Below are 26071 nucleotides of genomic sequence, written 5' to 3' on the forward strand. Positions count from 1 at the left end.
CGCGACGGCGACCGCCGACAGTCTTGCCGACGATCCCGCCGCGTTTCCAGTGGTGCGGATGATGGACGCAGGCAGCAATTCAAGACAGCACAGGCAACCGACCTTCGCGGAACTGTTCACGCCCAAGCTGGTGACGGTTCTGCGCGAGGGCTATGGCGCGAGGCAGTTCAAGGCCGATGCGATTGCCGGGCTGACGGTGGCGATCGTGGCGCTGCCATTGTCGATGGCGATCGCCATCGCATCGGGCGTGTCGCCTGACAAAGGCCTGTTCACCGCGATCATCGGCGGTTTCATCGTCTCGGCGCTCGGCGGCAGCCGCTTCCAGATCGGCGGACCGGCCGGCGCCTTCATCGTGCTGGTGGCGGCAACGGTGGCGCGCGAAGGCGTGGACGGGCTGATCCTCGCCACTGCCATGGCAGGCGTGTTCCTGACGGCGATCGGCTACCTCAGGCTCGGGACCTACATCAAGTTCATCCCCTATCCGGTGACGGTGGGCTTCACCGCCGGCATCGCCGTGATCATCTTCGCCAGCCAGCTCAGCGAGATGTTCGGATTGACGCTCGGCGGCAAGGAACCGGGTGCGCTGGTGCCGAAGCTGAGGGCGCTGGCCGAGGCGGCGGCCACGGTGAACCCATCAGCCGTGGCGGTGGCAATGCTGACCATCGGCACCATCCTGCTGCTCAAGCGCTGGCGCCCGGGCTGGCCGGGCATGCTGATTGCGGTGGGCGTGGCTTCTCTGGCCGTTACGCTGCTGACCCTGCCGGTGGAGACCATCGGCACGCGCTTCGGCGGCATTCCGCGCAGCCTGCCCTGGCCTGCCCTGCCCGCCTTCAGCATGGACAAGGCGCTGGCGGTGCTGCCGGATGCGGTGGCCTTTGCGCTTCTCGGCGCCATCGAGTCGCTGCTGTCGGCGGTCGTCGCCGACGGCATGACCGGGCGGCGGCATCGCTCGAACTGCGAACTGGTGGCACAGGGCTTCGCCAACATCGGTGCCGCACTGTTCGGCGGCATCTGCGTGACCGGTACCATTGCCCGCACGGCGACCAACGTGCGGGCCGGCGCGCACGGTCCGGTATCAGGCATGCTGCACGCGCTTTTCCTGCTCGCCTTCATGCTGGTGGCCGCACCGCTTGCCTCCTACATCCCGCTCGCGGCGCTGGCCGGCGTGCTCGCCGTGGTGGCCTGGAACATGGTCGAGAAACAGGCCTTCGCCACACTGATCCGCTCGTCATGGGGTGACGCGCTGGTGCTGATGGTGACGTTCCTGCTGGTGGTGTTCCGCGACCTGACCGAAGGCATCGTCGTTGGCTTTGCGCTTGGCTCGATCCTGTTCATCGACCGCATGGCCAAAAGCATCGCGGTGGAAAGCGATCAGCCGCTGGTGCAGGAGGATGTCGCCGACGCCACCAACGGCAGCCGCCACGCATACGAGGCGAGCGACGCCGGCGATGCCGACACCGTCATCTACCGCATTTCGGGAGCGTTCTTCTTCGGCGCGGCCTCGACCGTGGGGGCCGTGCTCGACCGCATCGCCGACCAGCGCAAGAACTTCATCCTCGACTGCTCGGGCGTGCCGTTTCTCGACTCAACAGCAGCGAACGTGCTCGAAGGCGCCGCCCGCAAGGCGCGGCAGGCAGGCGTCCGCTTCTTCATCACCGGGGCATCGCCGCAGACGCGGCGGATGCTGATCAACCACGGCGTCAAGCATCCCGCCGTCAGCTATGCCGCCTCGGTGAAGGACGCGCAAGAGCTGCTCAAGGCAGAGAAGGCAGTCAGGTAGCCTGACCGCAGTCTCCGGCCGTGGCTTTCTGAACTGTGGACGACGTCATCATCGTCACGGCATGGATTCCCGACACTCTCCGCTCGCTTCGCTCGCTCACGAGGCCGGGAATGACGGCCTTCTGGGCCGCCTCCGCCGACAGGCAAGATCGTAGCCTGCGTCAGCCGAACTTGCGCTGCGCATCGAGAGCCAGGCCAAGGCCGACGGAACCGAAGGCATCGCCCTGGACGATCCTGGCTTCCGGCACCAGCGCCAGGATGCTCTGGCGTGCCAGAGGAATGGCGGTCGAGCCGCCGGTGAGGAAGACGGCGGTGATGTCGCTGGCCTGCACCTGCGCTTCTTCAAGCGTATCGGCGACGGTCGCCGTGACGCGGCCGACCGCGGCGCGGATGGTGTCCTCCAGCCCCTGCCTGGTCAGCGACCCGGTGAACTTCGCCGCTGGCAGCGAAACGTCGATGGAGGCTGCCTCGGCGTCGGTCAGCTCGATCTTGGCCTTCTCGACCCTGGTCGCCAGAGCGTGGCCGAAACGCTGGTCGACGACCTCGATCAGCCGGTCGATGAGTTCGGGACGTTGTGCCTCGAAACGTATCTGGCGCAGGTCGAGCCTGGCCTTGGGCGTGTAGAGCAGGTTGATGCGCTGCCACGTCGCCAGGTCGATGAAATAGCCAGCCGGCAGGTTGCGCTTGCCGTCCTTGGTCGGCGTGAGATAGCCGAGTTCGGGCATGACGTGGGCGATGCTGAGCAGGCGGTCGAAATCGGTGCCGCCAATGTGGACGCCGCGGTTGGCGAGGATGTCGGCCTTGCGGTCGGGTGCCGCGGCGCGCTCGGGCGAGACGCGGACGATGGAGAAGTCGGAGGTGCCGCCGCCCATGTCGACGATCAGCGCCAGCTCTTCGCGCGTCACGGTGCGTTCGTAGTCGAGGGCTGCCGCGATGGGCTCGAACTGAAAGTCGATGTGCTTGAAGCCCTGCGCGCGGGCAGCCTTCTCGAGCTCGCCCTGGGCTGCGGCATCGGCTTCGGGATTGTCGTCGACGAACTGGACCGGGCGGCCGAGCACGACATTTTCGACCGACTCGCCGACATGGCCTTCGAGGCGATCCTTGAGATGGCCGACGAACATGCCGATGATGTCGGTGAAGGCGATCTGGCGCGCCTTGATGCGGGTCTTCTCATGCACCAGCGAACTGCCGAGCACGCTTTTCAGCGCGCGCATCAGGCGGCCTTCGGCGCCGTCGGTGTATTCGCCGATGGCACGGCGGCCAAGTGCCGTCTGGTTGTCTTCGAAGTTGAAGAAGATGGCCGAAGGCAGCGTGACGTTCTCGCCCTCGAGCGCGACGAGGCGCGGGCGGCCGTTCTCGATGACGCCAACGGTTGAATTGGAAGTGCCAAAGTCTATGCCGCCGAAAGCCGGTCGCATCGTCTCGTCCTGAATTTTTCTGCGTGATCGGGCGGCCGATCCTCAAGAAAGGCCGCAGCGGGACCGTGCGCATACACGAGGCGGGGACCAATGTCGATGTCTGAAGCGCCATCCGGGAAAATGTGATCGCTGGCCCAACCATCGCAACATTCACAGGAAACCGCTTTCGTGCGATATCGTCGCCTCCCGATCGACGCGCGAGCCTTTCGATGACCCTTGCAGGATTTCTTGCCTATAGCGGCGCGCTGGCCGTTGCCGCCGCCATCCCCGGCCCGGGCGTGACCGCACTGGTGGCGCGCGCGCTCGGCTCCGGCTTCCGCTCGTCGCTGGCGATGTCGCTGGGACTGGTTGTCGGCGACCTGACCTACCTCACCGCCGTGGTGCTGGGCCTGGCCCTCGTCGCCCAGTCCTTCGGCATTGTGTTCCTGGCCATCAAGTGGCTGGGCGTCGCCTATCTTGCCTACCTCGCCTGGAATTTCTGGACCAGCGGCATCACGCCCGAGACGATCGAGGCGAGAAAGGGCAAGGGCGGGCTGCTGTCGAGCTTCCTCGCCGGGCTGACGGTGACGCTGGGCAATCCCAAGACGATGATCTTCTACCTGGCGATCACGCCGACGGTCGTCGACCTGCATTCGCTGACGCTCGGCGACTACGGCATCCTGGTTGCCATCACGGTGGTGGTGCTGATGGTCGTGCTGGTGCCGTATCTGCTCTTGGCGTCGAAGGCGCGCTGGTTCCTCAAGACACCACGAGCGCTGAAGCTGCTCAACCGCACCGCCGCAACCTTCATGGTCGGTGCGGCTGCAGCGATTGCGGTCCGCCAGTAGGAACCAGCAGGAATTTCATTCCTCGATTTCGGCTTTCCCGGAAACGTGTTTCCGGGAAATGCGCCTAATCAGCACGACGCCCACTCGGAATTTGCCCTGCGACACCCTATCTTCGTCGCTCAAATCTCAGGCCTATTTCGGGAGCGAAATCGATGAACAAGCCCGTCACCTCCACGCGTGCGCCCGGTCGCGGCCGCATCTATGGCTCGATCACCGAAACGATCGGCGATACGCCGCTGGTGCGGCTCGACAAGTTTGCCAAGGAAAAGGGCGTTGTGGCGAACCTGATCGCCAAGCTCGAATTCTTCAACCCGATCGCATCCGTCAAGGACCGCATCGGCGTTGCCATGATCGAGGCACTCGAGGCCGACGGCCGCATCGAGCCGGGCAAGAGCACGCTGATCGAGCCGACTTCGGGCAATACCGGCATCGCACTTGCCTTTGCCGCCGCCGCCAAAGGCTACAAGCTGATCCTGACCATGCCCGAGACGATGTCGATCGAGCGCCGCAAGATGCTGGCGCTGCTCGGCGCCGAACTGGTGCTCACCGAAGGCGCCAAGGGCATGAAGGGCTCCATCGCCAAGGCCGAGGAACTGGTGCAAACCATCCCTAACGCGGTCATTCCGCAGCAGTTCGAGAACCCGGCCAATCCCGAGATCCACCGCGCGACGACGGCGGAAGAAATCTGGAACGACACGCAAGGGTCGATCGACATCTTCGTGGCCGGCATCGGCACCGGCGGCACCATCACCGGCGTCGGCCAGGTGATCAAGGCCCGCAAGCCGTCGCTACACGTGGTTGCCGTCGAACCCGAGGGATCACCGATCCTGTCCGGCGGCCAGCCGGGCCCGCACAAGATCCAGGGCATCGGCGCGGGCTTCGCGCCGAAGGTGCTGGACACCACCATCTATGACGAGATCGTCAAGGTCTCCAACGAGGATGCGGTGGCCAACGCCCGCCTGGTCGCGCGCCTCGAAGGCGTGCCTGTCGGCATCTCCTCCGGTGCGGCTTTGCAAGCTGCCGTGATCGTCGGATCGCGACCGGAAAACGCCGGCAAGAACATCGTCGTCATCATCCCGTCCTTCGCCGAGCGCTATCTGTCGACGGTGCTGTTCGAGGGACTGGGCAACTAAGGGGCGACTTTCCCGCCTCCACTTGCGGGAGAAGCTTTACCGGGCGGCGAGAGCCGCCCGTTTTCGTTGCAGGAAGCGGCGGACGGCGGCATCGGTCTCGAGGCCGGTCGCAATCTCGTAGGCCTTGCCGGCTTCCCGGAAATCGCCGGCAAGCGACAGCAGTTCGGCGCGGGCCGCCCAGTAGGGCTGGTATTGGTCGAGGCGAGCGTCATCGATGGCGTCGAGCAGGGCGAGCCCCCTCGCCGGCTCGACGGCATAGGCCACGGCGACCGCATGATTGACGGCGACGACTGGCGAGGCGGTGAGCGTCATCAAGCCGGCATAGAGGGTGGCGATCGCCGCCCAGTCGGTGCGGCCGGTGGAGCGGCGCGCCGCATGGGCCGATTGGATCGCCGCCTCGATCCGGTAGCGGCCGATGCCGTCGAAAAGCCCGGCGCGCTGGAGCAGCGCGTCAGCCTCGGCGATCATGTCGGCATCCCACCGAAGCGTGTCCTGCTCGCTGAGCGGAACGAACTCGCCGGCGGCATCGCGGCGAGCCGCGCGGCGGGCCTCGGCATGCAGCATGAGCGACAGGAGCCCGGCCGCCTCGCCCTCGCCAGGCATCAGCTCGACCAGCAGGCGGCCGAGCCAGATGGCCTCGGAGGCCAGGTTGCGGCGGCGAGACTCGGCCCCGGCCGGATCGGCCCAGCCTTCGGCGAAGGCGGCGTAGATGGCCTCCAGCACAGCCGAGAGCCTTTCGCCCAGTTCCGCCGCTTCGGGAATGCGGAAGGGGATGCCGGCCTGCCTGATGCGCGCCTTGGCCCGCACCAGGCGCTGGCCCATGGTCGCCGGCGAAACCAGGAAGGCCGAGGCGATGGTGGCGGCATCGAAGCCGAGGATGGCCTGCAGGATCAACGGCGCACGCACGCCGGGATCGATCGCCGGATGGGCGCATGCGAAGATCAGGCCGAGCCGGTCGTCGGGAAACTTTTCGCGCGCCATTTCCTGCTCCAGCTCCTCGCCGATCAGGCGCAGGTGATCCTGGCCGGCCTCCCCGGCGGCGCGCCGCCGCTGCTGGTCGATCGAACGGCGGCGCGCCACCGTCAGCAGCCAGGCCTCGGGATGCAGCGGCACGCCCGTCTCAGGCCATTTGACAAGTGCGGCGGCAAAGGCGTCGGCGAGTGCATCCTCGGCCGAAGCGACGTCGCGGGTGCGCGAGGCAAGGTAGGCGACCAGCCTGCCATAGCTCTGGCGGGCAGCGGCCTCGGCCGCCGCCCGTGCCTGTTCCGCGGCACAGGCCATGCCTAGCGGGTCGGCCAGATGGGCCGCACTTCGATCGTGCCGTTGCTGGCGCTCGGGCAGCGTACCGCCCAGTTGAGCGCGGCGTCGAGGTCGGGCGCCTCGATGACGTAGTAGCCGCCCAGCTGTTCCTTGGTGGCGGCGAAGGGGCCGTCGAGCACTTGCGTCTTGCCGTCGCGGACGCGCACGATGGTGCCGGTGGCCGAAGGTTGCAGGCGTTCGCCCGATACCAGCGCGCCAGCCTTGATCAGCGCCTCGTTGTAGGCGGCATAGGGCGCGCCCATCTGCTTGGCCGCCTCGGGGCCGGGAACCTCTCCCGGTGTCTCTTCAAAGTGGATGAGAAGCATGTACTGCATCGTCGTCTCCTGCGTTTCCAGGCCGCATCGTCGCGGGCCAAACGGATGTCGCCTGATGGAGCTCGATTTCGACAGGCGCCGGAGAAATCTTTCGTCCATGCCGGGATTTTCGGCAAGGGTCGCAGGAACTGGGCCACGCGGGGCCGCTTCCGCCGCACGTTGGACTGGCTTCTGCATCGGCCATTGCTCTGATAGGTTGCGCACCCGAACAGAGAATGCGGCACATGCCTCGCGGCGGAATGCGTAACTGGATTGCAGCGGCACTGCTGGCCATGGCCTCGCCTTGCCCGGCAGCGGCATCCGACCTTTACACCGTCAACACCATCACGAGTGGCACCGCGCCCGAGCGGCGCGACATCGGCTTTGCCCAGTGCCTGCGCGACGTGGTGGTCAGGGTGACCGGCAACTCCCGACTGCTCAACGAGCCGCACGTTGCCGAACAGGCGAGCCATGCCGGCGACCTGATCGCCAGCCACACCTTCCGCGACCGCATGGGCGGCATCCCGATCCATGACGAGCAGGGCAGCTACGACCGGCCGCACGACCTGACCTGTGTCTTCGACGAAGGGAAGCTCGACGCGTTCCTGGCCACGCTCGGCGGCAAGCCGTGGCGCGATCGTCCCCTTGTCGTGGCCGTCGTTGCGATACGCGACATGAAAGGCACGGGCACGATGCTTGCCGATGACAGCCCGGACCCGCGCGACAGGGACATGCGTACGGCGTTGCTTGCCGCCGCTGCCCGCCTGGCCTTGCCGCTTGCGCTGCCGACACGCGACGAACTCGTGCAAGCCGGTCTTGATCCGGCGGCGATGGCAGGCACCAATCCCACAAGGCTCGACAGACTGGCCAAGGCGACCGGCATCGCGCTCACCGGCACGGTGGTCTGGAGCGACAGGGACCTCGGCTGGGTCGCCAGCTGGCAGCTCGCAGGACCGGCACCGCATGTCAGCTGGGGCATCTCGGGCGTCGGTTTCGACGATGCCTTCCGCAATGCCGTGGCAGGTGCGGCGCAGGTTCTGTCGGGGAATGAGGCGCCGTAGCCAGCGTCCCTTTCTCCCCTTGTGGGAGAAGAAAAAAAACGCCCTTCACCCCAGCAGCGAGCGCACCCGCTTTTCGCCGCCGGCCTTGCGCCAGGCGTTGAAGCGGTGGGTGGCGGCGGCGAACGAGATCTTCATTGCGCGGGCCACCGAGTAGCGCGAACTGCCCTCGTCGAACATGCGGTAGCAGCACTCGACGCCATCGGGCGTCAGCTTGCCGTCGCAGGTCTTGTTGTGCGGGTTGGCCGGGTCGAACTTTTCCGGCTGCGGCTCCAGCATGCCCTTGAGCCGGGCCAGGTCTGCCTCGATGCTGGCAATCAGCTCGAGCACGGGCTTGGGGTCGATGTGGTGCGCGTGCTGCCTGGCCGCCATGGTGCAATCCTTCTATCAGGTGAGATTAGGCTATATAGCCAAACATTGGGCTATAACAAGGAATGCCGTTTCACGAGCTTGGGGCGTGCGGCAAATAAGTCACGCTTCGACGTCGAGCATTGACCGGAGAGCGTCGATTACCTAGTTTAGAATTATTCTAATCTGGAAGATTCGCCTATGCTGTCCCGTGTCTTCGGCTTCGGCCGCCGCGCTTTCGATTCCTTGTCCGAGCAGGAGATTCTGGCCCTCGCAATATCGTCGGAGGAGGACGACGGCCGCATCTATCGCGCCTATGCCGACGGGCTGCGCGAGGAGTTTCCGCAATCGGCCAAGGTGTTCGACGCCATGGCCGAGGAAGAGGACGGCCATCGCGCCGCGCTGATCGAATTGCATCGCGCCCGCTTCGGCGAGCGCATCCCCTTGATCCGGCGCGAGCATGTGCGCGGCTACTACGAGCGCAAGCCCGACTGGCTGGTGCGGCCGCTCGGCATCGACAAGGTCCGCGACCAGGCCGAGGATATGGAGCGCCAAGCCTATCGCTTCTATGTCGAGGCGATGAAGCGGACGAGCGACGCCTCGACCCGGAAGCTGCTGGGCGACCTCGCGGCTGCCGAGCAGAGCCACGAAACGCTCGCCCACCGGCTGGGCGACAAGCACGTGCCCGAGGACGTCAAGGACGAGGAAAGGACGAGCGAGCGGCGCCAGTTCATATTGACCTATGTCCAGCCGGGCCTCGCCGGCCTGATGGACGGCTCGGTCTCGACGCTGGCGCCGATCTTTGCCGCCGCCTTTGCCACGCAGGACACCTGGCAGACCTTCCTCATCGGCCTGTCCGCCTCGGTCGGCGCCGGCATCTCGATGGGCTTCACCGAAGCCGCCCACGACGACGGCAAGCTTTCGGGCCGCGGTTCGCCGCTCAAGCGCGGCCTCGCCTCCGGCATCATGACCACGGTCGGCGGCCTCGGCCACGCGCTGCCCTATCTCATCCCGCATTTCTGGACCGCAACCACGGTCGCCGGGGTCGTCGTCTTCTTCGAACTCTGGGCCATCGCCTACATCCAGAACCGCTTCATGGAAACGCCGTTCCTGCGCGCCACCTTCCAGGTGGTGCTCGGCGGCGCACTGGTCCTTGCCGCGGGCGTGCTGATCGGGAATGCCTAGCCACGTCGCCCCCTCATCCGGCCGCTTCGCGGCCATCTTCTCCCCGGTGGGGAGAAGAGGAATGACTACCTCTCAATCCTCCTCTCCCCGTAGGGAGAGGTCGGCCGAGCGCAGCGGAGGCCGGGTGAGGAGGCGCTGCCACCTACACGCCTTTACCCATGCACCGCCCGACTGTCCGTGGGCGCCTCCGTCCGCTCGCTCAGCCCATAGTCGCGCACGACATGGGCGATGCGCAGGCGATAATCCGAAAACACGCCACCACGCCCGGCCACCTGCGCCTGCCGATGTTCCTCGGTGTTGCGCCACGCCTTCACCGCCGCCTCGTCGCGCCAAAACGACAGCGACAGCAGGCGACCGGGATTGGCGAGGCTCTGGAAGCGCTCGATCGACAGGAAGCCGTCGATGCCATCGAGCAGCGGGCGCAAATCGGCCGCGATGCCGAGATAAGCGTCGCGCCGGCCCTCCGCCGGCTCGACCTCGAAGATGACGGCGATCACGGCAGGACCCTTTCGGCATGCGGCCCCGAGGCCAGCTTCAGGAAGATGCGGTCCTCCTTCAGGATGAACCTTTCGCGCTTGGAAAACTCATAGTTCTCGCGGCCGAGCGGATCGGCCATCAGCCGCGCCCGGTAGGCCTCGTAGGCGGCCAGGCTCTCGATGTTGTAGACGCCATAGGCGGTTGTCGCCGACCCCTCATGCGGCGCGAAATAGCCAATCAGGTCGGCGCCACAGCGCGGGATCGCCTGGCCCCAGTTGCGGGCATATTGCTCGAATGCCGCCTTGCCGAACGGGTCGATCTCGTAGCGGATAAAGCAGGTGATGGTCATTGTCGTCTCCATATGCGGTGAGAATGGTTCGTCCGGCATCGAAGCGTCCGGTCGATATGGCGTGCTAGCGCCAGAAGGGTTTTGCGACTTCACGCGTCACGTCGCGGCGGCTGAGGCCGATGTCGTGGAGCTGGTCGTCGGTCAGTTCTGAGAGGTCGATCCGTTGCAGGTGCCGGTCATAGCCGCGGGCGAGGAAGGCCAGCATCCAGCCGAATGAACCGAGCGGCAGGCGTTTCGGCGCGGTGGCGGATTGGGTGTTCGGTGTCATGACGTTGCTCCTTTCCATGGCTGGAGAATACGCATTGCCTGACGAGGACGCTTCGACTACCATCTAACCATGGAGGTAAGGCTGCCATGAAGGAAGGCCCCGACATCGCCCGTATCGCCAGCCTTGTCGGCGATCCTGCCCGCGCCAACATGCTGACCGCGCTGATGGACGGCGGTGCGCTGACGGCCAGTGAACTGGCGCTGGAAGCCGGTGTCAGCCTGCCCACGGCAAGCTCGCATCTCGCCAAGCTGATGGACGGCAAGCTGCTGACCGTGGCGAGCCAGGGCCGGCATCGCTACTACGCGCTGGCCGGAACGGAGGTGGCGGCGATGATCGAGGCGATCAGCGGCGTCGCCGCCCATTCCGGCCCCCAGCGCGCCCGGCCGGGACCGCGCGACAAGTCCATGCGCGAAGCCCGCATCTGCTACGACCACCTCGCCGGCGACCATGCGGTGGCAATGTTCGACCGCTTCGTCGCCGAAGAAATCATCGTGCAAAACGACGACGCGGTCCGGCTCGGCCCGGCGGGCGCGAGTTTCTTTGCCGCCATCGGCATCGACACCTCGGGGCTCGGCGCCTCGCGCCGGCCGATGTGCCGCGCCTGCCTCGACTGGAGCGTGCGTCGCTCGCATCTTGCGGGATCGCTGGGCAGCGCCATCCTCGACAAGATCATCGCCGAGAAATGGGCGCGCCGGCCGGCCGGCAGCCGCGTCGTCGAATTCACGCCTCCGGGCAGGCGCGCATTCGAAAAGACCTTCCTCGCCTGAAGCCAAAATCCAGAGCCGGCCCTGCCCGACGCCGTCCTTCGATGTAACGACGGGCTGAAACCTGTGGATAGCCGCACGGCAAATTGCGGATACATCCGTGGCGCAAAAGACACATCTTAACCAATGCCGCCCGATCAGGCCTAAATGCCTAGAAAAGAACGCAATTCGGCCCCGATCGGGCGCATTTTCACACGAAGATTAACATCGCGTTCACCGAAGATTCACACCCGCCGGCTATGATCGCTTCCACGTTCGGGACGAGCCCCGAAGGGACAGGGATAAGAACAATGGCTATCTGGAACCAAATCACTCACGCCGCATCGGCGCTTCGCGAATTCATCGCACCGACCTACCGCCCCGAGCGCCACTACATGCGCGGCCCGGGACCTGCCTGCGCACGCCGCACCAACACGCTTCAGTCGCGCGTAACGTTCCACTGATCATGACCGTTACCGGACGCCACGAAAGCCGCATCGCCCGGCCAACCAGCGATCACCGCACCACCACGTTGCGCGGCGAACGCCGGGCGATCGTCTCGACCCGCCTCTAGCGGCTACGCCCGCCGGCGGCGCAAGCCCGGCTGCTTCACGCCCCCACAGCTCCATGCACCGAGGTCGAGAGTCGCTCCCGGCCTCACCACAGCTCGTGGCGCACGTTCAGGTCCTTGATGACCGGCACGTCGCGCAGCATCGTGCAGATGCGCTCGATGTTCGGCCAGGTCGCAGCGACCTTGCCGGCCTCGGGATGCCAATATGCAAGCATCAGGAGATAGACGTCGGCGATCGACATGTGCTCGCCGGCGAGCCAGCTGCGATCCTGCAACGCGGCATCGAGAATGCAGAAGCCGCGATCGGTTTCGGCGACGGCTGCGACCTTCACCGCCTCTTTGCCTTGCGGGTTGGCCGTATAACGCTGCGCATAGTAGTAGCGCAGCAGCGCCGGATACATCACCGACGACTGGAAGGTGAGCCAGCGCAGGAAATCGGCACGCCTGGGTGCACCCGCTGCCGGCGCAAGCCGCGCATCGGGGTGGCGCTCGGCAATCAACTGGCACATCGCCGCCGACTCGGTCATCGCGCTGCCATCCGGCAGCACCAGCACCGGCACCTGACCGAGCGGGCTGATGGTGCGGAACCTGTCGTCGGGGTCTGTGCCCTTGACGACGTTGATGCATTCGAAAGGCACGCCAGCCAGTTCGAGTGCGGACTCGACGACGAAGCCGCCGCTGCCGGCGCGCGTATAGAGCTTGTACATTTTCTTGTCCCCCTTGGCGTGATTTGACATGGCCTCGCGTGGCTTCTCAAGCGCCGGGATGGTCCGCCAGGGTGGTATTTTCACCGGTCCAGTTCGGGGCTAGGGTTTTGCAGCGCAGGCCCTGATGACGACCGTCTCGCCGGCCTCGGCGCCGAGCGTCATGCAGCGCCCCTCGGCGCACAGCGTCCAGCCCGCGCCGGTCGCACCCGATGCGGCCAGCACGACGCTTGGCTGCGGCCCGAGCCTGGGTACGTAGATCCACCAGCCATCCACCAGCCTGGCGCCTTCGGCGGGTTCCATGCCGGCGCCCGAGCCCCTGACGCGGGCCTCGACGATCTCCAGCCCGGCCGGCGTCACCAGCCAGTCCTCCTCCCAGCGCGTCTTTTCGACCGAATGGGTCCAGGACAGGGTGAAGGCGGCGACCGCCATGGTCACTGCCTTGGAGCCGGCCGCGATGCACAGGCTCATGCCGGGGCAGCGGCCTGGCGCGACCTCCACCAGTGCCAGCCGCCCCAGATCAACGCCAGTGCGAAGCCGGCCTCGTCGGTCAGCGGCAGGGCCAGCACCAGCAGAACGCCTGCGGTGAAGGCCAGCAGCCGTTCCCAAACGGCGATGCGCGCGAACAGGAAGCCGACCACCGCGGCCCCCCAGAGCGCAATGCCGAGGCAGGCCTTGACGAAGATGTAGGCGACCTCGACGGGATAGCCGAAGCTGGCGGCGATCGGTCCCGGATCCTGTAGCATCAGGGCCGGCGTGTAGACGGCCATGAAGGGCACGACAAAGCCGGCAACCGCCAGCTTGGAGGCCTGGACGGCAATCTTCATGCCCGAGGTCTTGGCCATCGGTGCGGCGGCGAAGGCGGCGAGCGCCACGGGTGGCGTGAGATCGGCCATGATGCCGAAATAGAAGACGAACATGTGGCTGACCAGCAAGGGCACGCCGAGTTCGAGCAGTGCTGGGCCGGCAAGCGACGAGGTGATGATGTAGTTGGGGATCGTCGGAATGCCCATGCCGAGCACCAGGCAGGTCAGCATGGTCAGCACCAGCGACAGAAACAGGTTGTTCTCGCCGATGGCGATGATGGCGCCGATGAAGGTGGAGGCGATGCCGGTCAGCGTCAGCGTGCCGATGACGATGCCGACGATGGCACAGGCGATGCCGACGGGCAGCGCGTTCTTGGCGCCTTCGGCGAGCGAGTCGACGCAGATCAGCAGCGTCTCGCGCCCGCCCTTGAACACAGCGCAGGCCAGCACCAGCGCGCCGATCACCAGCACGAGCAGGTTGACGCCGAATTTCATGAAGGCGGCGGCGGCCAACCCGAGCGCCACCCAGAACACCACGCGAAAGGCAAAGGGACCGATCAGCGCCGCGAGCGGCGTGCCGAGGATCAGCACGATGGTCAGTGCCAGCCCCATGGTGCCGGCGAAGATCGGCGTGTAGCCGGCAAACAGCAGGTAGACGAGCGCCGCCAGCGGCAGCACCAGCGGCCAGTGCTTCTTCACCGCGTCCCATGGGTCGGGCAGTGTCGTCTTGTCCATGCCCTTGAGCCCGAACTTGCCGGATTCGAGATGCACCATCCAGAAGCAGGCGCCAAAGTAGAGCAGAGCCGGGATCAGCGCCGCCTTGACCACTTCGGCGTAGGGGATATTGAGCGTTTCGGCCATGATGAAGGCGACCGCGCCCATCACCGGCGGCATGATCTGGCCGCCCATCGACGAGGTCGCCTCGACGCCGCCGGCGAAAGCCGAGCGGAAGCCGAAGCGCTTCATCAGCGGAATGGTGAACTGGCCGCTGGCCACGACATTGGCGACGCCCGAACCGGAGATGGTGCCCATCAGTGCCGACGACAGCACGCAGACCTGCGCCGGCCCGCCGCGCCAGGCGCCGACGAACCCGAGAGCGAAGTCGTTGAACAGTGCGATCATGCCGGCCTTTTCGAGGAAGGCGGCGAAGACCACGAAGATGAAGATATAGGCGGCCGAGACATAGACCGGCGTGCCGTAGATGCCCTCGGTGCCGAAGCCGAAATGCTCGATGATCTGGGCCACGTCATAGCCGCGATGGATGAAGGGCGGCGGCAGGTACTGGCCGAAGAAGCAATAGGCGAGGAACAGGCCGGCGATGATTGCCAGCGGCAACCCCATCAGCCGTCGCGCCGCCTCGAACACCAGCACGATCAGCAGCGCCCCCATGGCAAGGTCGAGCGTGGTGTGGAAGCCAGCACGGCGGATCAGGTCGAAATAGAACACCCAGTTGTAGATGCCGGTCAGGAAACCCAGCACCCCCAACGTCCAGAACCAGGCTTTGCCAACGGTGCCCTTGGCGCGCAGATTTGCCAGAAGCGCAAAACCGAGCAGCAGCAGGAAACCGACATGCATGGCGCGCACCACCTGGCTCGGCAGGTTGCCATAGGCGGCGGTCCACAGCTGGAAGCCGGAGAAGGCAACCGCAATGCCGAAAGCGAAGCGCCCGGCCAACCCCTCGCCGAAACCCGGCGGCAGGCCTTCGATCGCTTCTTCGACTTCAGGCGAAAGGACGGTCGGCGCGGGCTGGGACTCGATACCGGTCATGGAAAGCGTTTCTCACTTCCAGTTGGCAGGGCAATTGCCTCCGCCTGCCGTCGGGCGGGCGGAGGCGAGAATACGCTGAGACCGGCGATTACTTGATCAGCCCTTTTTCCTTGTAATAGCGCTCGGCGCCGGGATGCAGCGGGATCGGCATGCCGTCGATCGCCTTGGCAAGGTCGATGCCCTTGGCTGCCGCATGCGCTGCCGACAGCTTGTCGAGGTTTTCGAACAGCAGCTTGGTCATCTGGTAGGCCACCTCCTCGGAGACGCCGTCATGGCTGACGAGGAAGTTGCCGACGGCTGCGGTCTGCACGTCGGCCGTCTGGCCGTCATAGGTGCCGGCCGGAATGGTCACCGCCATGTAGGGCGCACCGACCTTCTCGACATCGGCTGCGGGCACGGCGACGACGGTGATCGGCAGCGAGGTCGCCAGGTCGCGGATCGAGGCGACGCCGAGCCCGGCCGACTGCAGCGTGGCGTCGAGCTGGCGGTTCTTGATCAGTTCGACGGATTCGGCGAAGGGCAGGTACTCGACCTTGCCGAGATCCTCGTACTTCATGCCGGCAGCCGTGAGGATGGCGCGGGCGTTGAGCTCGGTGCCCGATGCCGGCGCGCCGACCGACAGGCTCTTGCCCTTGAGGTCGGCGAGCGACTTCACCCCCGATTCCTGGCTTGCGACGATCTGGATGAAGTTGGGGTAGATCGCGGCGATGCCGCGCAGCTTGTCGAGCTTGCCGGGATAACCGGCCTCGGTGTTGCCCTCCCAGGCCAGCGCCACCGAGTCGCCGAGGGCGAAGCCGATCTCGCCCTTGCCCTGCTGGAGCAGGTTGAGGTTTTCGACCGAGGCCTTTGTCGCCTGCACCTGGGTGCGCGGGCCCTCGATGCTCTTACCGTAGATCTCCGACAGCGCCACGCCGAGCGGATAATAAACGCCGGAGGTGCCGCCAGTCAGCACGTTGATGAACTGCTGGGCGTTGGCCGGCATGGCAGCAAACGCCATCGACATTGCTACCGCGCCAGCGGCGAGAAACCTGGTCTTTACATTCAGCATCTTGGTGTCCTCCCTGTGAATCTGAAGCCTTGCGTCGGCTCCCCCCGCGCAAGTTGCGATCATGTTAGACAGCGGGCGCCAAATGCCAACCCGCAAATGTGCGGCCTCAGACGAATGGCTGAGAAAAGCATGTGCCGCACCCTCGGCCCGGAGGGTGCGGCACATGGCCAGTGGAACTCAATCCAGCGTGCGGCGGAAGCGGAACAGCGCGAGGCCGGCGAAGACCGCGACGAACAAGGCGAGTATGCCGACCTCGGCGGCGATGGCCGGGAACTCAGCGCCCTTGAGCATGACGGCGCGGATGATGCGCAGGAAATGCGTCAGCGGCAGGATCTCGCCCAGCGCCTGGGCCCAGCCGGGCATGCCGCGATAGGGGAACATGAAACCCGACAAAAGGATCGACGGCAGGAAGAAGAAGAAGGTCAGCTGCATCGCCTGCATCTGCGTCCGGGCAATGGTCGAAATGGTGTAGCCGAGCAGAACCAGCGCCAGCACGAAGACCAGGATCGCCGACAGCAGCAAGGACAGCGAGCCGATGAAGGGGATGGAAAACAGCAGCTTCGAGGCGATCAGCACCACCGCCACCTGGACGGCGCCGACGACGAGATAGGGCAGCACCTTGCCGAGCATGATCTCGGCCGGGCTTGCCGGCATGGCAAGCAGGTTCTCCATGGTGCCGCGTTCGGTTTCGCGCGTCAGCGCCATCGAGGTCATCATCACCATGGTCATCTGCAGGATGACACCGAGCAGGCCGGGCACGATGTTGTATTGCGAGATGCCTTCGGGGTTGTAGCGGCGGTGGACGACGACCTCGAGCTGGCCCTTGGCCGCCTCGGCGGACGCCGCTTCCATGCCCTGGGCGCGCAGCAGGGCCTGGTTGGCCACCGTGCCCAGCGTCGACACCGCTCCGCTGGACGCCGAGGGATCGGTGGCATCGGCCTCGATCAGGATCTGCGGCGCGTCGCCGCTGGCTACCCGGCGGCCGAAATCGGCGGGGATGGTGACGACGAAGGCGACCTCGCCGCTGGCCATCAGCTCCTCGGCCTCGGCTGCGGTTTCGGCGATGTGGTCGAAGCGGTAGTAGTTGGTATTCTGCAGCGCCGAGACCATGGCGCGCGTGTACTGGTCGTTGCTGGTGGCAACGAGCGCGGCCGGCAGGCTCTTGGGGTCGCTGTTGATGGCGAAGCCGAACAGCACGAGCTGCATCAGCGGCACGCCCAGCATCATGGCGAAGGTGATGCGGTCGCGCCGCATCTGGATGAACTCCTTGGTCAGCAATGCGCCGAGCCGGGCGAAGGAGAAGATGCCGTCGGTGAGGCTTGTCATGACATGTTGTCCCTGGAGCCGGCCATGAACTGGATGAACACGTCTTCCAGGCTGGTCTCGCCCGGTTCGACGGTCACGTCCTTGCGGCCGCGGATGTCGGCAAGTGCCGCTTCGAGCTTTTGGCGGTCGGAGCCGACGACGTGGAGCGTGGCACCGAACGGCGCGACCTGCTCGACGCCGGGCCTGCCCTCGAGTGCGGCGGCGATCTGGTCGAGGCGCGGGCCAGAAACGACGAAGGTGGTCAGCCCGGCATTGCGCACGACGTCTTCGACGGTGCCGGAAGCCAGCATCTTGCCATAGGAGATGTAGCTGATGCGGTGGCAGCGCTCGGCCTCGTCCATGTAGTGGGTCGAAACCAGGACGGTGAGCCCGCCGCGCGCCAGCCGGTGGATCTCGTCCCAGAACTCGCGCCGCGCCTTGGGATCGACGCCGGCGGTGGGTTCGTCAAGCAGCAGCAGCTTCGGCTTGTGCATGATGCAGGCGGCGAGGGCCAGGCGCTGCTTCCAGCCACCCGACAGCGTGCCGGCGAGCTGGTTGCGGCGGCTGGTCAAGCCAAGTTCGTCGAGGGTGCGGGCGACGTGCTCCTCGACCGGCCTGAGCTTGTAGAGCCGGGCGACGAATTCGAGGTTCTCGCCGATGGTCAGGTCCTCGTAGAACGAGAACTTCTGCGTCATGTAGCCGACTTCGCGCTTGATCTTCAGCCCGTCGGTGCGCAGGTCATAACCAAGCACCTGGCCGTCACCCTCATCGGGCGTGAGCAGGCCGCACATGATGCGGATGGTGGTGGTCTTGCCCGAGCCGTTGGGCCCGAGGAAGCCGACGATCTCGCCCTCGGCGACCGTCATGGTGACGTGGTCGACGACGGTCTTGTCGCCGAAGCGCTTGACGAGGTTGGTGACTTCGATGGCGTTCATTGGGTGCTGCCTCCGGCAGCGGAGCGAGTAGGGAATAGCGAGTAGGGAGTAGGGAGTAGGGACGAGCGCGGCTGTCATGGCGTGCTGCACTATTCGCTACCCCCTATTCGCTATTCGCTCTCTTCCAGTGCCACATCGACGATCTGCCCCGGCTGCAGGGCGGAGCCCGTGTCTTCCGGGCGGGCCTCGACGAGATAGACGAGCTTCTGCCGGTTCTCGAGCGAGTAGATCACCGGCGGGGTGAATTCGGGGTCGGGCGAGACATAGCTGACCTTGGCCGTCAGCCCCTCGGGGCAGCCGTCGCAACGTACGGCCAGCCGGGTGCCGACATGAACCGAAGAGAAGGCGGTCTCGGGGATGAACAGCGTCAGCTTGACCGCACCGTCCGGCAGCACCGAAACCACCGGAGACGACGGTCCGGCAGTATCGCCGGCATTGCGGATGACGTCGTCGACGCGCCCGTCGGTGGGTGCGGCAAGCGCGCGCTTGGAAAGCCGCCAGCGAGCCTGGCCGAGGGCCGACTCCGCCTGCTCGACCTCCTTCTCGGCAGCCTTGATGGCTTCCGCGCGCGCGGGCAGGCCGGCGACGCTCAGGTTGGCTTCGGCGAGTCCGATGGCCGCTTCCGCGACCTCGACCCGCGTTCTCGCCTCGTCCATCTGGGCCTGGGTGGCGATGCCGCGCTTCAGCAGATCCTGCGTCCGTGCCTGAACGCGGTTCGCTTCCTCGGCCTGGGACTTGGCCGAGCGGACAGTCGCCTCGAGGGCCGCGATCTCTTCGGGACGCTTGCCGACCTTGAGATCGGCGAGTTCCGCCCTTGCCTGGGCAAGGGCTGCCTCGGCCTGGGTCACGGCGATCCTGGCGTCGCCGCTTTCGAGCGAGACGATCGGCCTGCCGGCCTGAACGCGATCGCCGCGACGGACGGAAACCGTCTCCACCTGCGCCACCTCGATGGGGGCGAGCAAGACGTAGTCGCCCTCGACGTAGCCGACGGCGAGCGGCGCGGGGGCAGCGCAGGCTGTGAACAGGGATGCGGCGAAGGGAATGGAACAGAGGATACTCATGGCTTTCCTGCCTTTCGCGCGGCGATGATGGCCGCGACGTTTTCCTTGGCGATGCCGATGACCTTGGCGGCTTCGGCGGGACCGATGTCGGCCCAATCCATGCGCCGCATGACGGCGGCGCGGGCGATGCGGAAATAGACGACCTGGCCGATCATCATGAACACGCTGATGCGGGTCTTCTCGCTTTCGGCTTGCTCGCCGGTGGCCGTCGCCCAGAGCTGGCACAGCCTGCGGTGAACCGGCTCGAAGACGCCGCTGTAGATGCGATCGAGCGCGTCGGTCGGCGTCGACAGTTCGCGCAGCACGAACTGGACGATCTCGCCAGCCTCGGGACGCGCGACGATGAAGCCGACCATGCGCTCGACCGTGGCGTCGAGCTGCGCTTCGGCCTGCTCGGCGTTATCCGGCAGGGCCGGAGCGGAACTGCCGAAGGCCTGGGCGGCAATGGTCTGAATCGTCTCGACGATGTAATCGGCGGCGGCCAGCCGGAGCCCTTCCTTGCCGCCGAAATGATAGGCGATGGAGCCGATATTGGCATTGGCGGCGGCCGCGATCTCGCGGGTCGAGGTGCCGTCGAAGCCCTGCCGGCCGAAAAGCTGAAGCGCTGCCTTGACCAGCGCCATGCGGGTGGCGTCGGCTGCGGTGGTCGTTTGCGGGGTCTGTGTCTTGCTCATACTCGTTATTTAATCAATCGATTGATTAAAGTCAAGTGAATTGTTGCGCTGCAGGACGGGGCGCGCTTTACTGCCGCCATGGCAAAGGAAATCGAACGCAAATTCCTGGTGAAGGGACCGGAATGGCGGAGCCTTGTCGAAGACAGGATTCGCATCCGGCAGTTCTATCTCGCCTCGAATACGGGCCGCTCGGTCCGGCTTCGGATTTCCGACGGCAAGCGCGCGACGCTGACGTTGAAATTCGGCTCCCGGGGCCGCGAACGCGACGAGTTCGAATATCAGGTGCCGTTGGCCGAAGCCGAGGAGATGGCCGGTTTCGCCGTCGGCCGTGTCATCGAGAAGACACGTCACCATGTTAGCCATCGCGGGCGACTCTACGAGATCGATGTATTCGGCGGGGAGCTGAGCGGCCTGGTGATTGCGGAACTGGAAACGCCGGACGACGTGCCGGCATCGGACCTGCCGGCGTGGATCGGCCAGGAAGTCACCGACGACGCGCGCTATTACAACGCGTCGCTGGCCCTCAGCGACGTGCCGGAAGCCGTCGCATGAGCTTTCGCATCGATCCCCGGCTGGCGCTTACCGCAGAGGTTCGCCGCATTGCCGCCGGGGAGATCGACAAGATCGTCGCGCATCTCAACGTTGCCCGTGACAATCCGGAAAAATCGCTGCACAGCGCCCGCAAGCGCATCAAGGCGCTGCGCGCGCTGCTGCGCCTGGTTCACCCGGGCGACGAAGCGTTCTGCCGCGCCGAAAACAACCGCTACCGCGACATCTCGCTGTCGATCGCCGGCCCGCGCCAGGCGACGGCGCTGATCGAGACGATCGACCGGCTGATCGCCGATTTTCCCGAGGACGCCGATGGCGCCGGCCTTGCCGGCATTCGCGCCATGCTGGCGCGCCACCGCACCGAAGCTGCCTACGGCCAGGCAGGGCTCGGCGCAGTGCTCGACAACGCCGTCGCGGAATGCCAGGCCGGCATGGTCGCACTTGAAATGCTCGTTCTCCCCGACCATCCGGAAAATGCGGCCGATGTGCTTGCCGACGGGGCGCTGGCAACTTTGCGGTATGCGCGCAAGGCGCTGCAGCAATCGCGCGAACGCGGCGAGCCCAACGATTTCCACGACCTGCGCAAGGCAGTGAAGACGCATGCCGCGCATCTGGCGCTGCTGCGCAAGCTCTGGCCCGCACCCGTCAAGCCGCGCCGCGAACGCGCCGAAGAACTGGGCGAAAGCCTGGGCGAGTTGCACGACGTGTTCGTCATGCGCGCGCTAATCGAGGCACGCGAAGCGCCCTTCGACGGCCCCGAGCCGAAACAGTTGGTGCGGCTGCTCAGGCGCGCGGAAAAAGCACTGCGCAAGCTCTGTCTTGCCGATGCCGCCAAGCTGTTCGAGGAAAAGCCCAGGCGTGCGGCGCGCAAGCTCGCCAAGAAGGCCCGCCAGGACCTGAACGACAGCATGGCGGAGAACGAAGCGGACTGATGCGGCTGCGGCTGGCCTCCCCGGGCCGGCTCATGTTACGTCCTGTGCGTCATGACGCAAAAGACCGACACATTACTAGACCGCATTGGCCGCTGGCTTGCCGCCCGACTGCAGGTCGCATCCTCCGGCTACGAACCCTACACGCCGTCGGACCCGGAGACCCTGCGCCGGACGCTGGAACCCGGCGACATCCTGCTGATCGAGGGCAACCAGCGCATTTCGGCCGTCATCAAGTACCTGACCCAGTCGACCTGGTCGCATTCGGCGCTCTATGTCGGCGACGCCTTGCCTGAACCCGCTGATGGCTCGGAGCGGCCGCGGCTGATCGAGGTCAACCTCGGCGACGGCTGCGTGGCGGTGCCGCTGTCGAAATACCGGACCTACAACACCCGCATCTGCCGCGCCAACGGCCTGTCTCCGGAGGATCGCGACCATGTCGTCAGGTTCATGATCCAGCGCCTGGGGCTGAAATACGACCTCAAGAACATCACCGACATGCTGCGCTACTTCATACCGAGGCCGCCGGTGCCGGTGCGCTGGCGCCGCCGCATGATCGCCTTCGGGTCGGGCGACCCGACGCGCGCCATCTGCTCGACGATGATCGCCGAGGCCTATGGCGAGATCCGCTACCCGATCCTGCCGGAAATCACCCGGGCGCCCGGCCGCGCCTCGGCGCAATCGAGCTACATGCGGCGCGAGATCATGCATATCCGCCACCACTCGCTGTACACGCCGCGCGACTTCGACCTGTCGCCCTATTTCCGCATCGTCAAGCCGACGCTGGAATACGGCTTTGACTACAGGCAGGTGACATGGGGCGAGGAATACAAGAGCGAAGACTCAAGATCAGCATAGATTTCGCAAAAAGAAAGTCTTCCAATCAACTTGGCTTTCACTTTCCGTTAGCGTCTACCGACGACAATTCCTGGAGTGCCGTGAGACTTCCGGGAAATTAGCCAGTGCTGAAGATTCACACTCCGACGATTTCCTACACGTCCGTTTCAGTCAATCTGCTGCAGCAGTTGAATGCGCGCGGCGGGCTTCCTGCCGGCACCGACGCCGCAAAGAACCAATCGCTGCCGGGCCTCAAATATTCGCCCAGCGCAGCGGTATCGGCGATCATGCGCATCCTGGTGGAGTCGGAAGGCATCCGGGCTTCGGTGAGTTCGTCCGGCAACGCGCTCGGCATGGAGGTCGAGCGATATGAGTTCGACACGGGCGGCGAGGACATGAACCACATCACGCAGGTCAGGGCGACAGGTTCGGGCAACCTCAACCTGTCGGTCATATCCTCGAACAAGGACTACATTTCCGCCGGTGCCGCAGACGGCAACGACATCATCCAGGTTGTCGGAAACCGGGTGATGGGCGTTTCCGGAGAAAAGGGCAACGACCACATCTCCGTGCTCGGGCTCGCGAGCAGCAAACCCTACGCAGACTTCGAACCGGCCGTCGATCTCGTCGACGGCGGTGACGGCAACGATACGATCGCCATTGCAGGCCGGGGCGATGTGACACGCACCGATGGCGGCAACGGCAACGACAGTATAGCCATCACCACGGCAGGCTCGATCTGGATCGTCGATGGAGGCCGTGGCGCCGACGCGATCTCGATCTCCGCGCAACGCGAGGTGCGACTGGTCGATGGTGGCGAGGGCGACGATGCCATCGCCATTGCCACGGCCGGCGGCGTTGACCACGTCTCCGGCGGCGACGGGAGCGACGCGATCGCCGTTTCCGCCAAGGGCAGCGTGTCCGGCCTCTATGGCGGCGCCGGCGACGACGTCATTGCCGTCACCGCAGCCAGCACCAGCTTCATCGACGGCGGCGATGGCGACGACACCATCCGGGTCACCGCCAGGTGGGATGCGTTTGCCAGTGGCGGCGACGGTAACGACGTGCTGCACCTGTCCGGCCTCGAGGTCAGAGCCGGGGGCGGCGACGGCAATGATGTGCTGCAATTGTCCGGCCGCGACCTGATGGCGCTGGGCGGCAAGGGCAACGACCTGATCAAGCTCGACAGCACCGCCAATCGGGCCGCGACGCTGAGGATGGCGGAAGGCGACGGCAACGATGTCGTCGAGACGAATGCTCCGCTGAACATCGCTCGCTACAGCAGCGACGGTGCCACACGCCTCGATCCTGCAAAGGCCACGCTCGCGCACAATGACGACGGCACTGTCACCGTCCGGTTCGAAGGCAGTAACGACAGCGTGACCGTCAAGTTTACAGGTGCCATGGCCGGGCGCGAGATCGTCGCAAGGGTCGAGAACGGCAACCTGTCGATCGGCCCGGCGAACGGCCAGGCCTAGCGAACAGTCGAGCCCGTCCGCAGTGCGCTAGCTGCTTATTCCTCCGGTTCGGAGAAGTCGTCGTCGAGGCGCTTTTCCAGATCGACAAGGTCCTTGGGCAGCGGCAAGCCTTGCGCGCGCAGCTCGCTCAGCTTCTCGCGCAACTGCTCCTGCAATTCGTGGGAATCCTCGGGCTGGTTGACCATTTCCTGGAGCAGGACAGCTATCTGGGCCTTGATCTGTTCGAGCGCCATGGTCCGTCCTCCGTGGTTTCAGCTTACCTCAGCATGCGCGAAATAAGCTGCGCCGTATAGTCGACCATCGGCACGATGCGGGCATAGTTGAGCCGCGTCGGGCCGATGACGCCGAGCGCGCCGACGACGCGGGCATCCTTGTCGCGGTAAGGGGCGACGACCAGAGACGAGCCGGACAGCGAAAACAGCCGATTCTCCGAGCCGATGAAGATGCGCACGCCGGAGCCTTCCTCGGCGAGGTCGAGCAACTGGATCAGCCCGTCCTGGGTTTCCATGTCCTCGAACAGGTGCTTGAGCAGCTCGATGTCGGCCTGGGCGGTGACGTTTTCGAGCAAATTGGCGCGGCCGCGTACGATCAGGCGCGCCGGCAGGCCGCTGTCGGCGCCGGCCCAGACGGCAAGACCCTTTTCGACCAGATCCTGCGACAGCGTGTCGAGGGCGGCCTTGGTCTCGTCCTTGATGCGGGCGATCTCGAGACGGGCCTCGGCCAGGGTGCGGCCACGAATATGGGCGTTGAGGAAGTTTGAGGCTTCGTGCAACTGGGAAACGGTGACGCCGAGCGGCAGCTCGACGACGCGGTTCTCGACATCGCCATTCTGCGACACCAGCACGGCCAGCGCCTTTGTCGGTTCAAGCTGGATGAACTCGATATGCTTGAGGGCGACCTCGTTCTTGGCCGCGAGCACGAGGCCGGCACCGCGCGACATGCCCGACAGCATCTGGCTCGCCTCGGTCAGCATGTGTTCGAGCGTGGCGCCCTCGCCCGAAGCCTTGACCTGAGCCTCGATGACACGACGCTCGTCGTCGGAGAGGTCGCCGAGTTCCATGAAGGCGTCGACGAAGAAGCGCAGGCCCTTCTGCGTCGGCAGGCGGCCGGCGGAAATGTGGGGCGCGTAGACGAGCCCGAGATGTTCGAGGTCGCTCATGACGTTGCGCACGGTGGCCGGCGACAAGGACGACGGCAGCATGCGCGACAGGTTGCGCGAGCCGACAGGCTCGCCGTCGCGCAGGTAGGAATCGACGATGCGCCGGAAGATGTCGCGCGAGCGCATGTCGAGCGACTGCAGGCTGGGGTCGGTTACCGCTTTGGTCATGTCTGTTCGTGGTCTCCGCCTCAAATGATATAGACCCCGCAGCCGCGAACACAACCGCCGGGTCCAGCGTCAGGACACAAGCGAACCTGTTTTCCTTTGCGCTCCCGGAGCCATGGAGCTACAAGCCGGCGACAATTTCCGATTTCGCCACAGAAAGCACCCGAATGCGCCCCTCCAAACGCCAATTCGACGAAATGCGCGCCATCTCCTTCGAGCGCAACGTGTCCAAGCACGCCGAAGGTTCGTGCCTGGTCAAGTTCGGCGACACACATGTGCTGTGCACGGCAAGCCTGGAAGAGAAGGTGCCGGGCTGGATGCGCAATTCCGGCAAAGGCTGGGTGACGGCCGAATACGGCATGCTGCCGCGTTCCACCGGCGAGCGCATGCGCCGCGAGGCTTCGGCCGGCAAGCAGGGCGGCCGCACGCAGGAAATCCAGCGGCTGATCGGCCGCTCGTTGCGCGCCGTCGTCGATATGCAGGCGCTGGGCGAGCGCCAGATCACCGTTGACTGCGACGTGATCCAGGCTGACGGCGGCACCCGCACCGCCTCGATCACCGGTGCATGGATCGCGCTGCACGACTGCCTGCGCTGGATGGAAGCGCGCCAGATGGTCAGCGTCGAGAAAGTGCTGAAAGATCATATCGCGGCGATCTCCTGCGGCATCCATGACGGCCAGCCGGTGATCGACCTCGACTATGTCGAGGATTCGGCAGCGGGCACCGACGCCAATTTCGTGATGACCGGCAAGGGCGGAATCGTCGAGATCCAGGGCACCGCCGAAGGCGTGCCGTTCTCGGAGGAAGAATTCCTGCAGCTTATGGGCCTTGCCCGCAAGGGCATCAACCGGTTGGTCGACCTGCAGAAGATGGCGGTGGGCTGAG

General features: G+C 65.6%; 29 protein-coding genes. 12 read left to right on the forward strand and 17 right to left on the reverse strand.

What is annotated here, in order from left to right; all coding sequences use genetic code 11:
• The first annotated feature begins 58 nt into the window (after nucleotides 1-58).
• Entirely contained in the window at nucleotides 59-1780 is a 1722-nt protein-coding gene (locus tag GGQ99_RS13110) for a SulP family inorganic anion transporter (protein ID WP_183262884.1), read from the forward strand.
• 160 nt (nucleotides 1781-1940) lie between these two features.
• Here GGQ99_RS13110 and GGQ99_RS13115 read toward each other — a convergent pair whose 3' ends face one another.
• On the reverse strand, nucleotides 1941-3197 hold the full coding sequence (locus GGQ99_RS13115) for an Hsp70 family protein (protein WP_183262885.1): 1257 nt from the start codon (nucleotides 3195-3197) through the stop codon (nucleotides 1941-1943).
• Between the two features lie 209 nt (nucleotides 3198-3406).
• On the opposite strand from GGQ99_RS13115, the gene GGQ99_RS13120 reads away from it, so the two are divergent.
• Both GGQ99_RS13120 and cysK read left to right on the forward strand, forming a co-directional pair.
• Nucleotides 3407-4024: a LysE family translocator gene (locus GGQ99_RS13120; protein ID WP_183262886.1), complete on the forward strand. Its 618-nt coding sequence runs from the start codon at nucleotides 3407-3409 to the stop codon at nucleotides 4022-4024.
• 152 nt (nucleotides 4025-4176) lie between these two features.
• On the forward strand, nucleotides 4177-5157 hold the full coding sequence (gene cysK, locus GGQ99_RS13125) for a cysteine synthase A (RefSeq protein WP_108605443.1): 981 nt from the start codon (nucleotides 4177-4179) through the stop codon (nucleotides 5155-5157).
• A 36-nt stretch (nucleotides 5158-5193) separates the two neighbouring features.
• Here the strand turns inward: cysK and GGQ99_RS13130 are convergent, their stop codons facing one another.
• Together GGQ99_RS13130 and GGQ99_RS13135 are read right to left on the reverse strand one after the other, a co-directional pair.
• A complete protein-coding gene (locus GGQ99_RS13130) occupies nucleotides 5194-6438 on the reverse strand; it encodes an RNA polymerase sigma factor (protein ID WP_183262887.1) in 1245 nt (414 codons plus the stop codon).
• Between the two features lie 2 nt (nucleotides 6439-6440).
• Nucleotides 6441-6791 carry a YciI family protein gene (locus GGQ99_RS13135; RefSeq protein ID WP_183262888.1) on the reverse strand — a complete coding sequence of 117 codons (351 nt, stop codon included), beginning with the start codon at nucleotides 6789-6791 and terminating at the stop codon, nucleotides 6441-6443.
• A gap of 224 nt (nucleotides 6792-7015) precedes the next feature.
• Between GGQ99_RS13135 and GGQ99_RS13140 the strand changes: the two genes are divergently transcribed.
• Nucleotides 7016-7831 (forward strand): DUF2066 domain-containing protein, encoded by an 816-nt coding sequence (locus GGQ99_RS13140; protein ID WP_183262889.1) that lies wholly within the window; start codon nucleotides 7016-7018, stop codon nucleotides 7829-7831.
• A 45-nt stretch (nucleotides 7832-7876) separates the two neighbouring features.
• Here the strand turns inward: GGQ99_RS13140 and GGQ99_RS13145 are convergent, their stop codons facing one another.
• Nucleotides 7877-8200 carry a hypothetical protein gene (locus tag GGQ99_RS13145; RefSeq protein WP_183262890.1) on the reverse strand — a complete coding sequence of 108 codons (324 nt, stop codon included), beginning with the start codon at nucleotides 8198-8200 and terminating at the stop codon, nucleotides 7877-7879.
• A 177-nt stretch (nucleotides 8201-8377) separates the two neighbouring features.
• On the opposite strand from GGQ99_RS13145, the gene mbfA reads away from it, so the two are divergent.
• Nucleotides 8378-9361 (forward strand): iron exporter MbfA, encoded by a 984-nt coding sequence (gene mbfA, locus GGQ99_RS13150; protein ID WP_183262891.1) that lies wholly within the window; start codon nucleotides 8378-8380, stop codon nucleotides 9359-9361.
• A gap of 152 nt (nucleotides 9362-9513) precedes the next feature.
• Here mbfA and GGQ99_RS13155 read toward each other — a convergent pair whose 3' ends face one another.
• The 3 genes from GGQ99_RS13155 to GGQ99_RS13165 all read right to left on the reverse strand — a co-directional run bounded on the left by GGQ99_RS13155 (nucleotide 9514) and on the right by GGQ99_RS13165 (nucleotide 10455).
• Nucleotides 9514-9858, reverse strand: a complete 345-nt coding sequence (locus GGQ99_RS13155) for an antibiotic biosynthesis monooxygenase (RefSeq protein ID WP_183262892.1) — start codon at nucleotides 9856-9858, stop codon at nucleotides 9514-9516.
• Nucleotides 9855-10187, reverse strand: a complete 333-nt coding sequence (locus GGQ99_RS13160; protein ID WP_183262893.1) for an NIPSNAP family protein — start codon at nucleotides 10185-10187, stop codon at nucleotides 9855-9857. The genes GGQ99_RS13155 and GGQ99_RS13160 overlap by 4 nt, the downstream gene beginning before the upstream one ends.
• A 64-nt stretch (nucleotides 10188-10251) precedes the next feature.
• Nucleotides 10252-10455, reverse strand: a complete 204-nt coding sequence (locus GGQ99_RS13165) for a DUF1127 domain-containing protein (protein ID WP_183262894.1) — start codon at nucleotides 10453-10455, stop codon at nucleotides 10252-10254.
• 86 nt (nucleotides 10456-10541) lie between these two features.
• On the opposite strand from GGQ99_RS13165, the gene GGQ99_RS13170 reads away from it, so the two are divergent.
• Nucleotides 10542-11222 carry an ArsR/SmtB family transcription factor gene (locus GGQ99_RS13170; protein WP_108605449.1) on the forward strand — a complete coding sequence of 227 codons (681 nt, stop codon included), beginning with the start codon at nucleotides 10542-10544 and terminating at the stop codon, nucleotides 11220-11222.
• 287 nt (nucleotides 11223-11509) lie between these two features.
• Nucleotides 11510-11662 (forward strand): hypothetical protein, encoded by a 153-nt coding sequence (locus tag GGQ99_RS13175; protein ID WP_183262895.1) that lies wholly within the window; start codon nucleotides 11510-11512, stop codon nucleotides 11660-11662.
• A 193-nt stretch (nucleotides 11663-11855) separates the two neighbouring features.
• Here the strand turns inward: GGQ99_RS13175 and GGQ99_RS13180 are convergent, their stop codons facing one another.
• From GGQ99_RS13180 to GGQ99_RS13215, 8 genes are all read right to left on the reverse strand, one after another.
• Complete coding sequence (locus GGQ99_RS13180; RefSeq protein ID WP_183262896.1) at nucleotides 11856-12476, reverse strand: glutathione S-transferase family protein; 621 nt, start codon at nucleotides 12474-12476, stop codon at nucleotides 11856-11858.
• Nucleotides 12477-12575: 99 nt separating this feature from the next.
• A complete protein-coding gene (locus GGQ99_RS13185) occupies nucleotides 12576-12944 on the reverse strand; it encodes a DUF1850 domain-containing protein (RefSeq protein WP_183262897.1) in 369 nt (122 codons plus the stop codon).
• Nucleotides 12941-15046: a TRAP transporter permease gene (locus GGQ99_RS13190; RefSeq protein WP_183262898.1), complete on the reverse strand. Its 2106-nt coding sequence runs from the start codon at nucleotides 15044-15046 to the stop codon at nucleotides 12941-12943. The genes GGQ99_RS13185 and GGQ99_RS13190 overlap by 4 nt, the downstream gene beginning before the upstream one ends.
• 88 nt (nucleotides 15047-15134) lie before the next feature.
• A complete protein-coding gene (locus tag GGQ99_RS13195) occupies nucleotides 15135-16094 on the reverse strand; it encodes a TAXI family TRAP transporter solute-binding subunit (protein ID WP_183262899.1) in 960 nt (319 codons plus the stop codon).
• A gap of 177 nt (nucleotides 16095-16271) precedes the next feature.
• A complete protein-coding gene (locus tag GGQ99_RS13200) occupies nucleotides 16272-17420 on the reverse strand; it encodes an ABC transporter permease (RefSeq protein WP_183262900.1) in 1149 nt (382 codons plus the stop codon).
• Complete coding sequence (locus GGQ99_RS13205) at nucleotides 17417-18334, reverse strand: ABC transporter ATP-binding protein (RefSeq protein WP_108605454.1); 918 nt, start codon at nucleotides 18332-18334, stop codon at nucleotides 17417-17419. The genes GGQ99_RS13200 and GGQ99_RS13205 overlap by 4 nt, the downstream gene beginning before the upstream one ends.
• A 110-nt stretch (nucleotides 18335-18444) precedes the next feature.
• Complete coding sequence (locus tag GGQ99_RS13210) at nucleotides 18445-19395, reverse strand: HlyD family secretion protein (RefSeq protein ID WP_183262901.1); 951 nt, start codon at nucleotides 19393-19395, stop codon at nucleotides 18445-18447.
• Nucleotides 19392-20069 carry a CerR family C-terminal domain-containing protein gene (locus GGQ99_RS13215; RefSeq protein WP_183262902.1) on the reverse strand — a complete coding sequence of 226 codons (678 nt, stop codon included), beginning with the start codon at nucleotides 20067-20069 and terminating at the stop codon, nucleotides 19392-19394. The genes GGQ99_RS13210 and GGQ99_RS13215 overlap by 4 nt, the downstream gene beginning before the upstream one ends.
• Nucleotides 20070-20147: 78 nt before the next feature.
• Between GGQ99_RS13215 and GGQ99_RS13220 the strand changes: the two genes are divergently transcribed.
• The 4 genes from GGQ99_RS13220 (at nucleotide 20148) to GGQ99_RS13235 (ending at nucleotide 23862) form a co-directional block, all read left to right on the forward strand.
• Nucleotides 20148-20621 carry a CYTH domain-containing protein gene (locus GGQ99_RS13220; RefSeq protein WP_108605457.1) on the forward strand — a complete coding sequence of 158 codons (474 nt, stop codon included), beginning with the start codon at nucleotides 20148-20150 and terminating at the stop codon, nucleotides 20619-20621.
• Nucleotides 20618-21550: a CHAD domain-containing protein gene (locus tag GGQ99_RS13225; RefSeq protein ID WP_183262903.1), complete on the forward strand. Its 933-nt coding sequence runs from the start codon at nucleotides 20618-20620 to the stop codon at nucleotides 21548-21550. The genes GGQ99_RS13220 and GGQ99_RS13225 overlap by 4 nt, the downstream gene beginning before the upstream one ends.
• Nucleotides 21551-21601: 51 nt before the next feature.
• Complete coding sequence (locus GGQ99_RS13230) at nucleotides 21602-22405, forward strand: C40 family peptidase (protein ID WP_183262904.1); 804 nt, start codon at nucleotides 21602-21604, stop codon at nucleotides 22403-22405.
• Nucleotides 22406-22509: 104 nt separating this feature from the next.
• Nucleotides 22510-23862, forward strand: a complete 1353-nt coding sequence (locus GGQ99_RS13235) for a calcium-binding protein (RefSeq protein ID WP_183262905.1) — start codon at nucleotides 22510-22512, stop codon at nucleotides 23860-23862.
• Nucleotides 23863-23897: 35 nt separating this feature from the next.
• Here GGQ99_RS13235 and GGQ99_RS13240 read toward each other — a convergent pair whose 3' ends face one another.
• Nucleotides 23898-24095: a hypothetical protein gene (locus GGQ99_RS13240; RefSeq protein WP_108605461.1), complete on the reverse strand. Its 198-nt coding sequence runs from the start codon at nucleotides 24093-24095 to the stop codon at nucleotides 23898-23900.
• A gap of 23 nt (nucleotides 24096-24118) precedes the next feature.
• Nucleotides 24119-25189, reverse strand: coding sequence for a heat-inducible transcriptional repressor HrcA (gene hrcA, locus GGQ99_RS13245; RefSeq protein WP_183262906.1), 1071 nt, complete (start codon nucleotides 25187-25189; stop codon nucleotides 24119-24121).
• A 164-nt stretch (nucleotides 25190-25353) separates the two neighbouring features.
• On the opposite strand from hrcA, the gene rph reads away from it, so the two are divergent.
• The gene (rph, locus tag GGQ99_RS13250; protein WP_183262907.1) at nucleotides 25354-26070 is read left to right on the forward strand and encodes a ribonuclease PH; all 717 of its coding nucleotides are present in this window, start codon (nucleotides 25354-25356) and stop codon (nucleotides 26068-26070) included.
• The last annotated feature ends 1 nt before the right edge of the window (nucleotide 26071 follow it).

It is taken from the genome of Aminobacter niigataensis (assembly GCF_014200015.1).
Taxonomy (GTDB): domain Bacteria; phylum Pseudomonadota; class Alphaproteobacteria; order Rhizobiales; family Rhizobiaceae; genus Aminobacter; species Aminobacter niigataensis.

Excerpts from the sequence above, each read along its gene's own strand:
- GGQ99_RS13190 (WP_183262898.1), bottom strand. The coding sequence starts at position 15,046 with ATGACCGGTATCGAGTCCCAGCCCGCGCCGACCGTCCTTTCGCCTGAA.
- GGQ99_RS13225 (WP_183262903.1), top strand. The coding sequence starts at position 20,618 with ATGAGCTTTCGCATCGATCCCCGGCTGGCGCTTACCGCAGAGGTTCGC.
- GGQ99_RS13180 (WP_183262896.1), bottom strand. The coding sequence starts at position 12,476 with ATGTACAAGCTCTATACGCGCGCCGGCAGCGGCGGCTTCGTCGTCGAG.
- GGQ99_RS13200 (WP_183262900.1), bottom strand. The coding sequence starts at position 17,420 with ATGACAAGCCTCACCGACGGCATCTTCTCCTTCGCCCGGCTCGGCGCA.
- GGQ99_RS13210 (WP_183262901.1), bottom strand. The coding sequence starts at position 19,395 with ATGAGTATCCTCTGTTCCATTCCCTTCGCCGCATCCCTGTTCACAGCC.
- GGQ99_RS13115 (WP_183262885.1), bottom strand. The coding sequence starts at position 3,197 with ATGCGACCGGCTTTCGGCGGCATAGACTTTGGCACTTCCAATTCAACC.
- GGQ99_RS13110 (WP_183262884.1), top strand. The coding sequence starts at position 59 with ATGATGGACGCAGGCAGCAATTCAAGACAGCACAGGCAACCGACCTTC.
- GGQ99_RS13135 (WP_183262888.1), bottom strand. The coding sequence starts at position 6,791 with ATGCAGTACATGCTTCTCATCCACTTTGAAGAGACACCGGGAGAGGTT.
- rph (WP_183262907.1), top strand. The coding sequence starts at position 25,354 with ATGCGCCCCTCCAAACGCCAATTCGACGAAATGCGCGCCATCTCCTTC.
- GGQ99_RS13160 (WP_183262893.1), bottom strand. The coding sequence starts at position 10,187 with ATGACCATCACCTGCTTTATCCGCTACGAGATCGACCCGTTCGGCAAG.
- GGQ99_RS13205 (WP_108605454.1), bottom strand. The coding sequence starts at position 18,334 with ATGAACGCCATCGAAGTCACCAACCTCGTCAAGCGCTTCGGCGACAAG.
- GGQ99_RS13175 (WP_183262895.1), top strand. The coding sequence starts at position 11,510 with ATGGCTATCTGGAACCAAATCACTCACGCCGCATCGGCGCTTCGCGAA.
- GGQ99_RS13220 (WP_108605457.1), top strand. The coding sequence starts at position 20,148 with ATGGCAAAGGAAATCGAACGCAAATTCCTGGTGAAGGGACCGGAATGG.
- GGQ99_RS13215 (WP_183262902.1), bottom strand. The coding sequence starts at position 20,069 with ATGAGCAAGACACAGACCCCGCAAACGACCACCGCAGCCGACGCCACC.
- GGQ99_RS13230 (WP_183262904.1), top strand. The coding sequence starts at position 21,602 with ATGACGCAAAAGACCGACACATTACTAGACCGCATTGGCCGCTGGCTT.
- GGQ99_RS13195 (WP_183262899.1), bottom strand. The coding sequence starts at position 16,094 with ATGCTGAATGTAAAGACCAGGTTTCTCGCCGCTGGCGCGGTAGCAATG.
- GGQ99_RS13120 (WP_183262886.1), top strand. The coding sequence starts at position 3,407 with ATGACCCTTGCAGGATTTCTTGCCTATAGCGGCGCGCTGGCCGTTGCC.
- cysK (WP_108605443.1), top strand. The coding sequence starts at position 4,177 with ATGAACAAGCCCGTCACCTCCACGCGTGCGCCCGGTCGCGGCCGCATC.
- GGQ99_RS13130 (WP_183262887.1), bottom strand. The coding sequence starts at position 6,438 with ATGGCCTGTGCCGCGGAACAGGCACGGGCGGCGGCCGAGGCCGCTGCC.
- GGQ99_RS13240 (WP_108605461.1), bottom strand. The coding sequence starts at position 24,095 with ATGGCGCTCGAACAGATCAAGGCCCAGATAGCTGTCCTGCTCCAGGAA.
- GGQ99_RS13170 (WP_108605449.1), top strand. The coding sequence starts at position 10,542 with ATGAAGGAAGGCCCCGACATCGCCCGTATCGCCAGCCTTGTCGGCGAT.
- GGQ99_RS13140 (WP_183262889.1), top strand. The coding sequence starts at position 7,016 with ATGCCTCGCGGCGGAATGCGTAACTGGATTGCAGCGGCACTGCTGGCC.
- hrcA (WP_183262906.1), bottom strand. The coding sequence starts at position 25,189 with ATGACCAAAGCGGTAACCGACCCCAGCCTGCAGTCGCTCGACATGCGC.
- GGQ99_RS13185 (WP_183262897.1), bottom strand. The coding sequence starts at position 12,944 with ATGAGCCTGTGCATCGCGGCCGGCTCCAAGGCAGTGACCATGGCGGTC.
- mbfA (WP_183262891.1), top strand. The coding sequence starts at position 8,378 with ATGCTGTCCCGTGTCTTCGGCTTCGGCCGCCGCGCTTTCGATTCCTTG.
- GGQ99_RS13145 (WP_183262890.1), bottom strand. The coding sequence starts at position 8,200 with ATGGCGGCCAGGCAGCACGCGCACCACATCGACCCCAAGCCCGTGCTC.
- GGQ99_RS13165 (WP_183262894.1), bottom strand. The coding sequence starts at position 10,455 with ATGACACCGAACACCCAATCCGCCACCGCGCCGAAACGCCTGCCGCTC.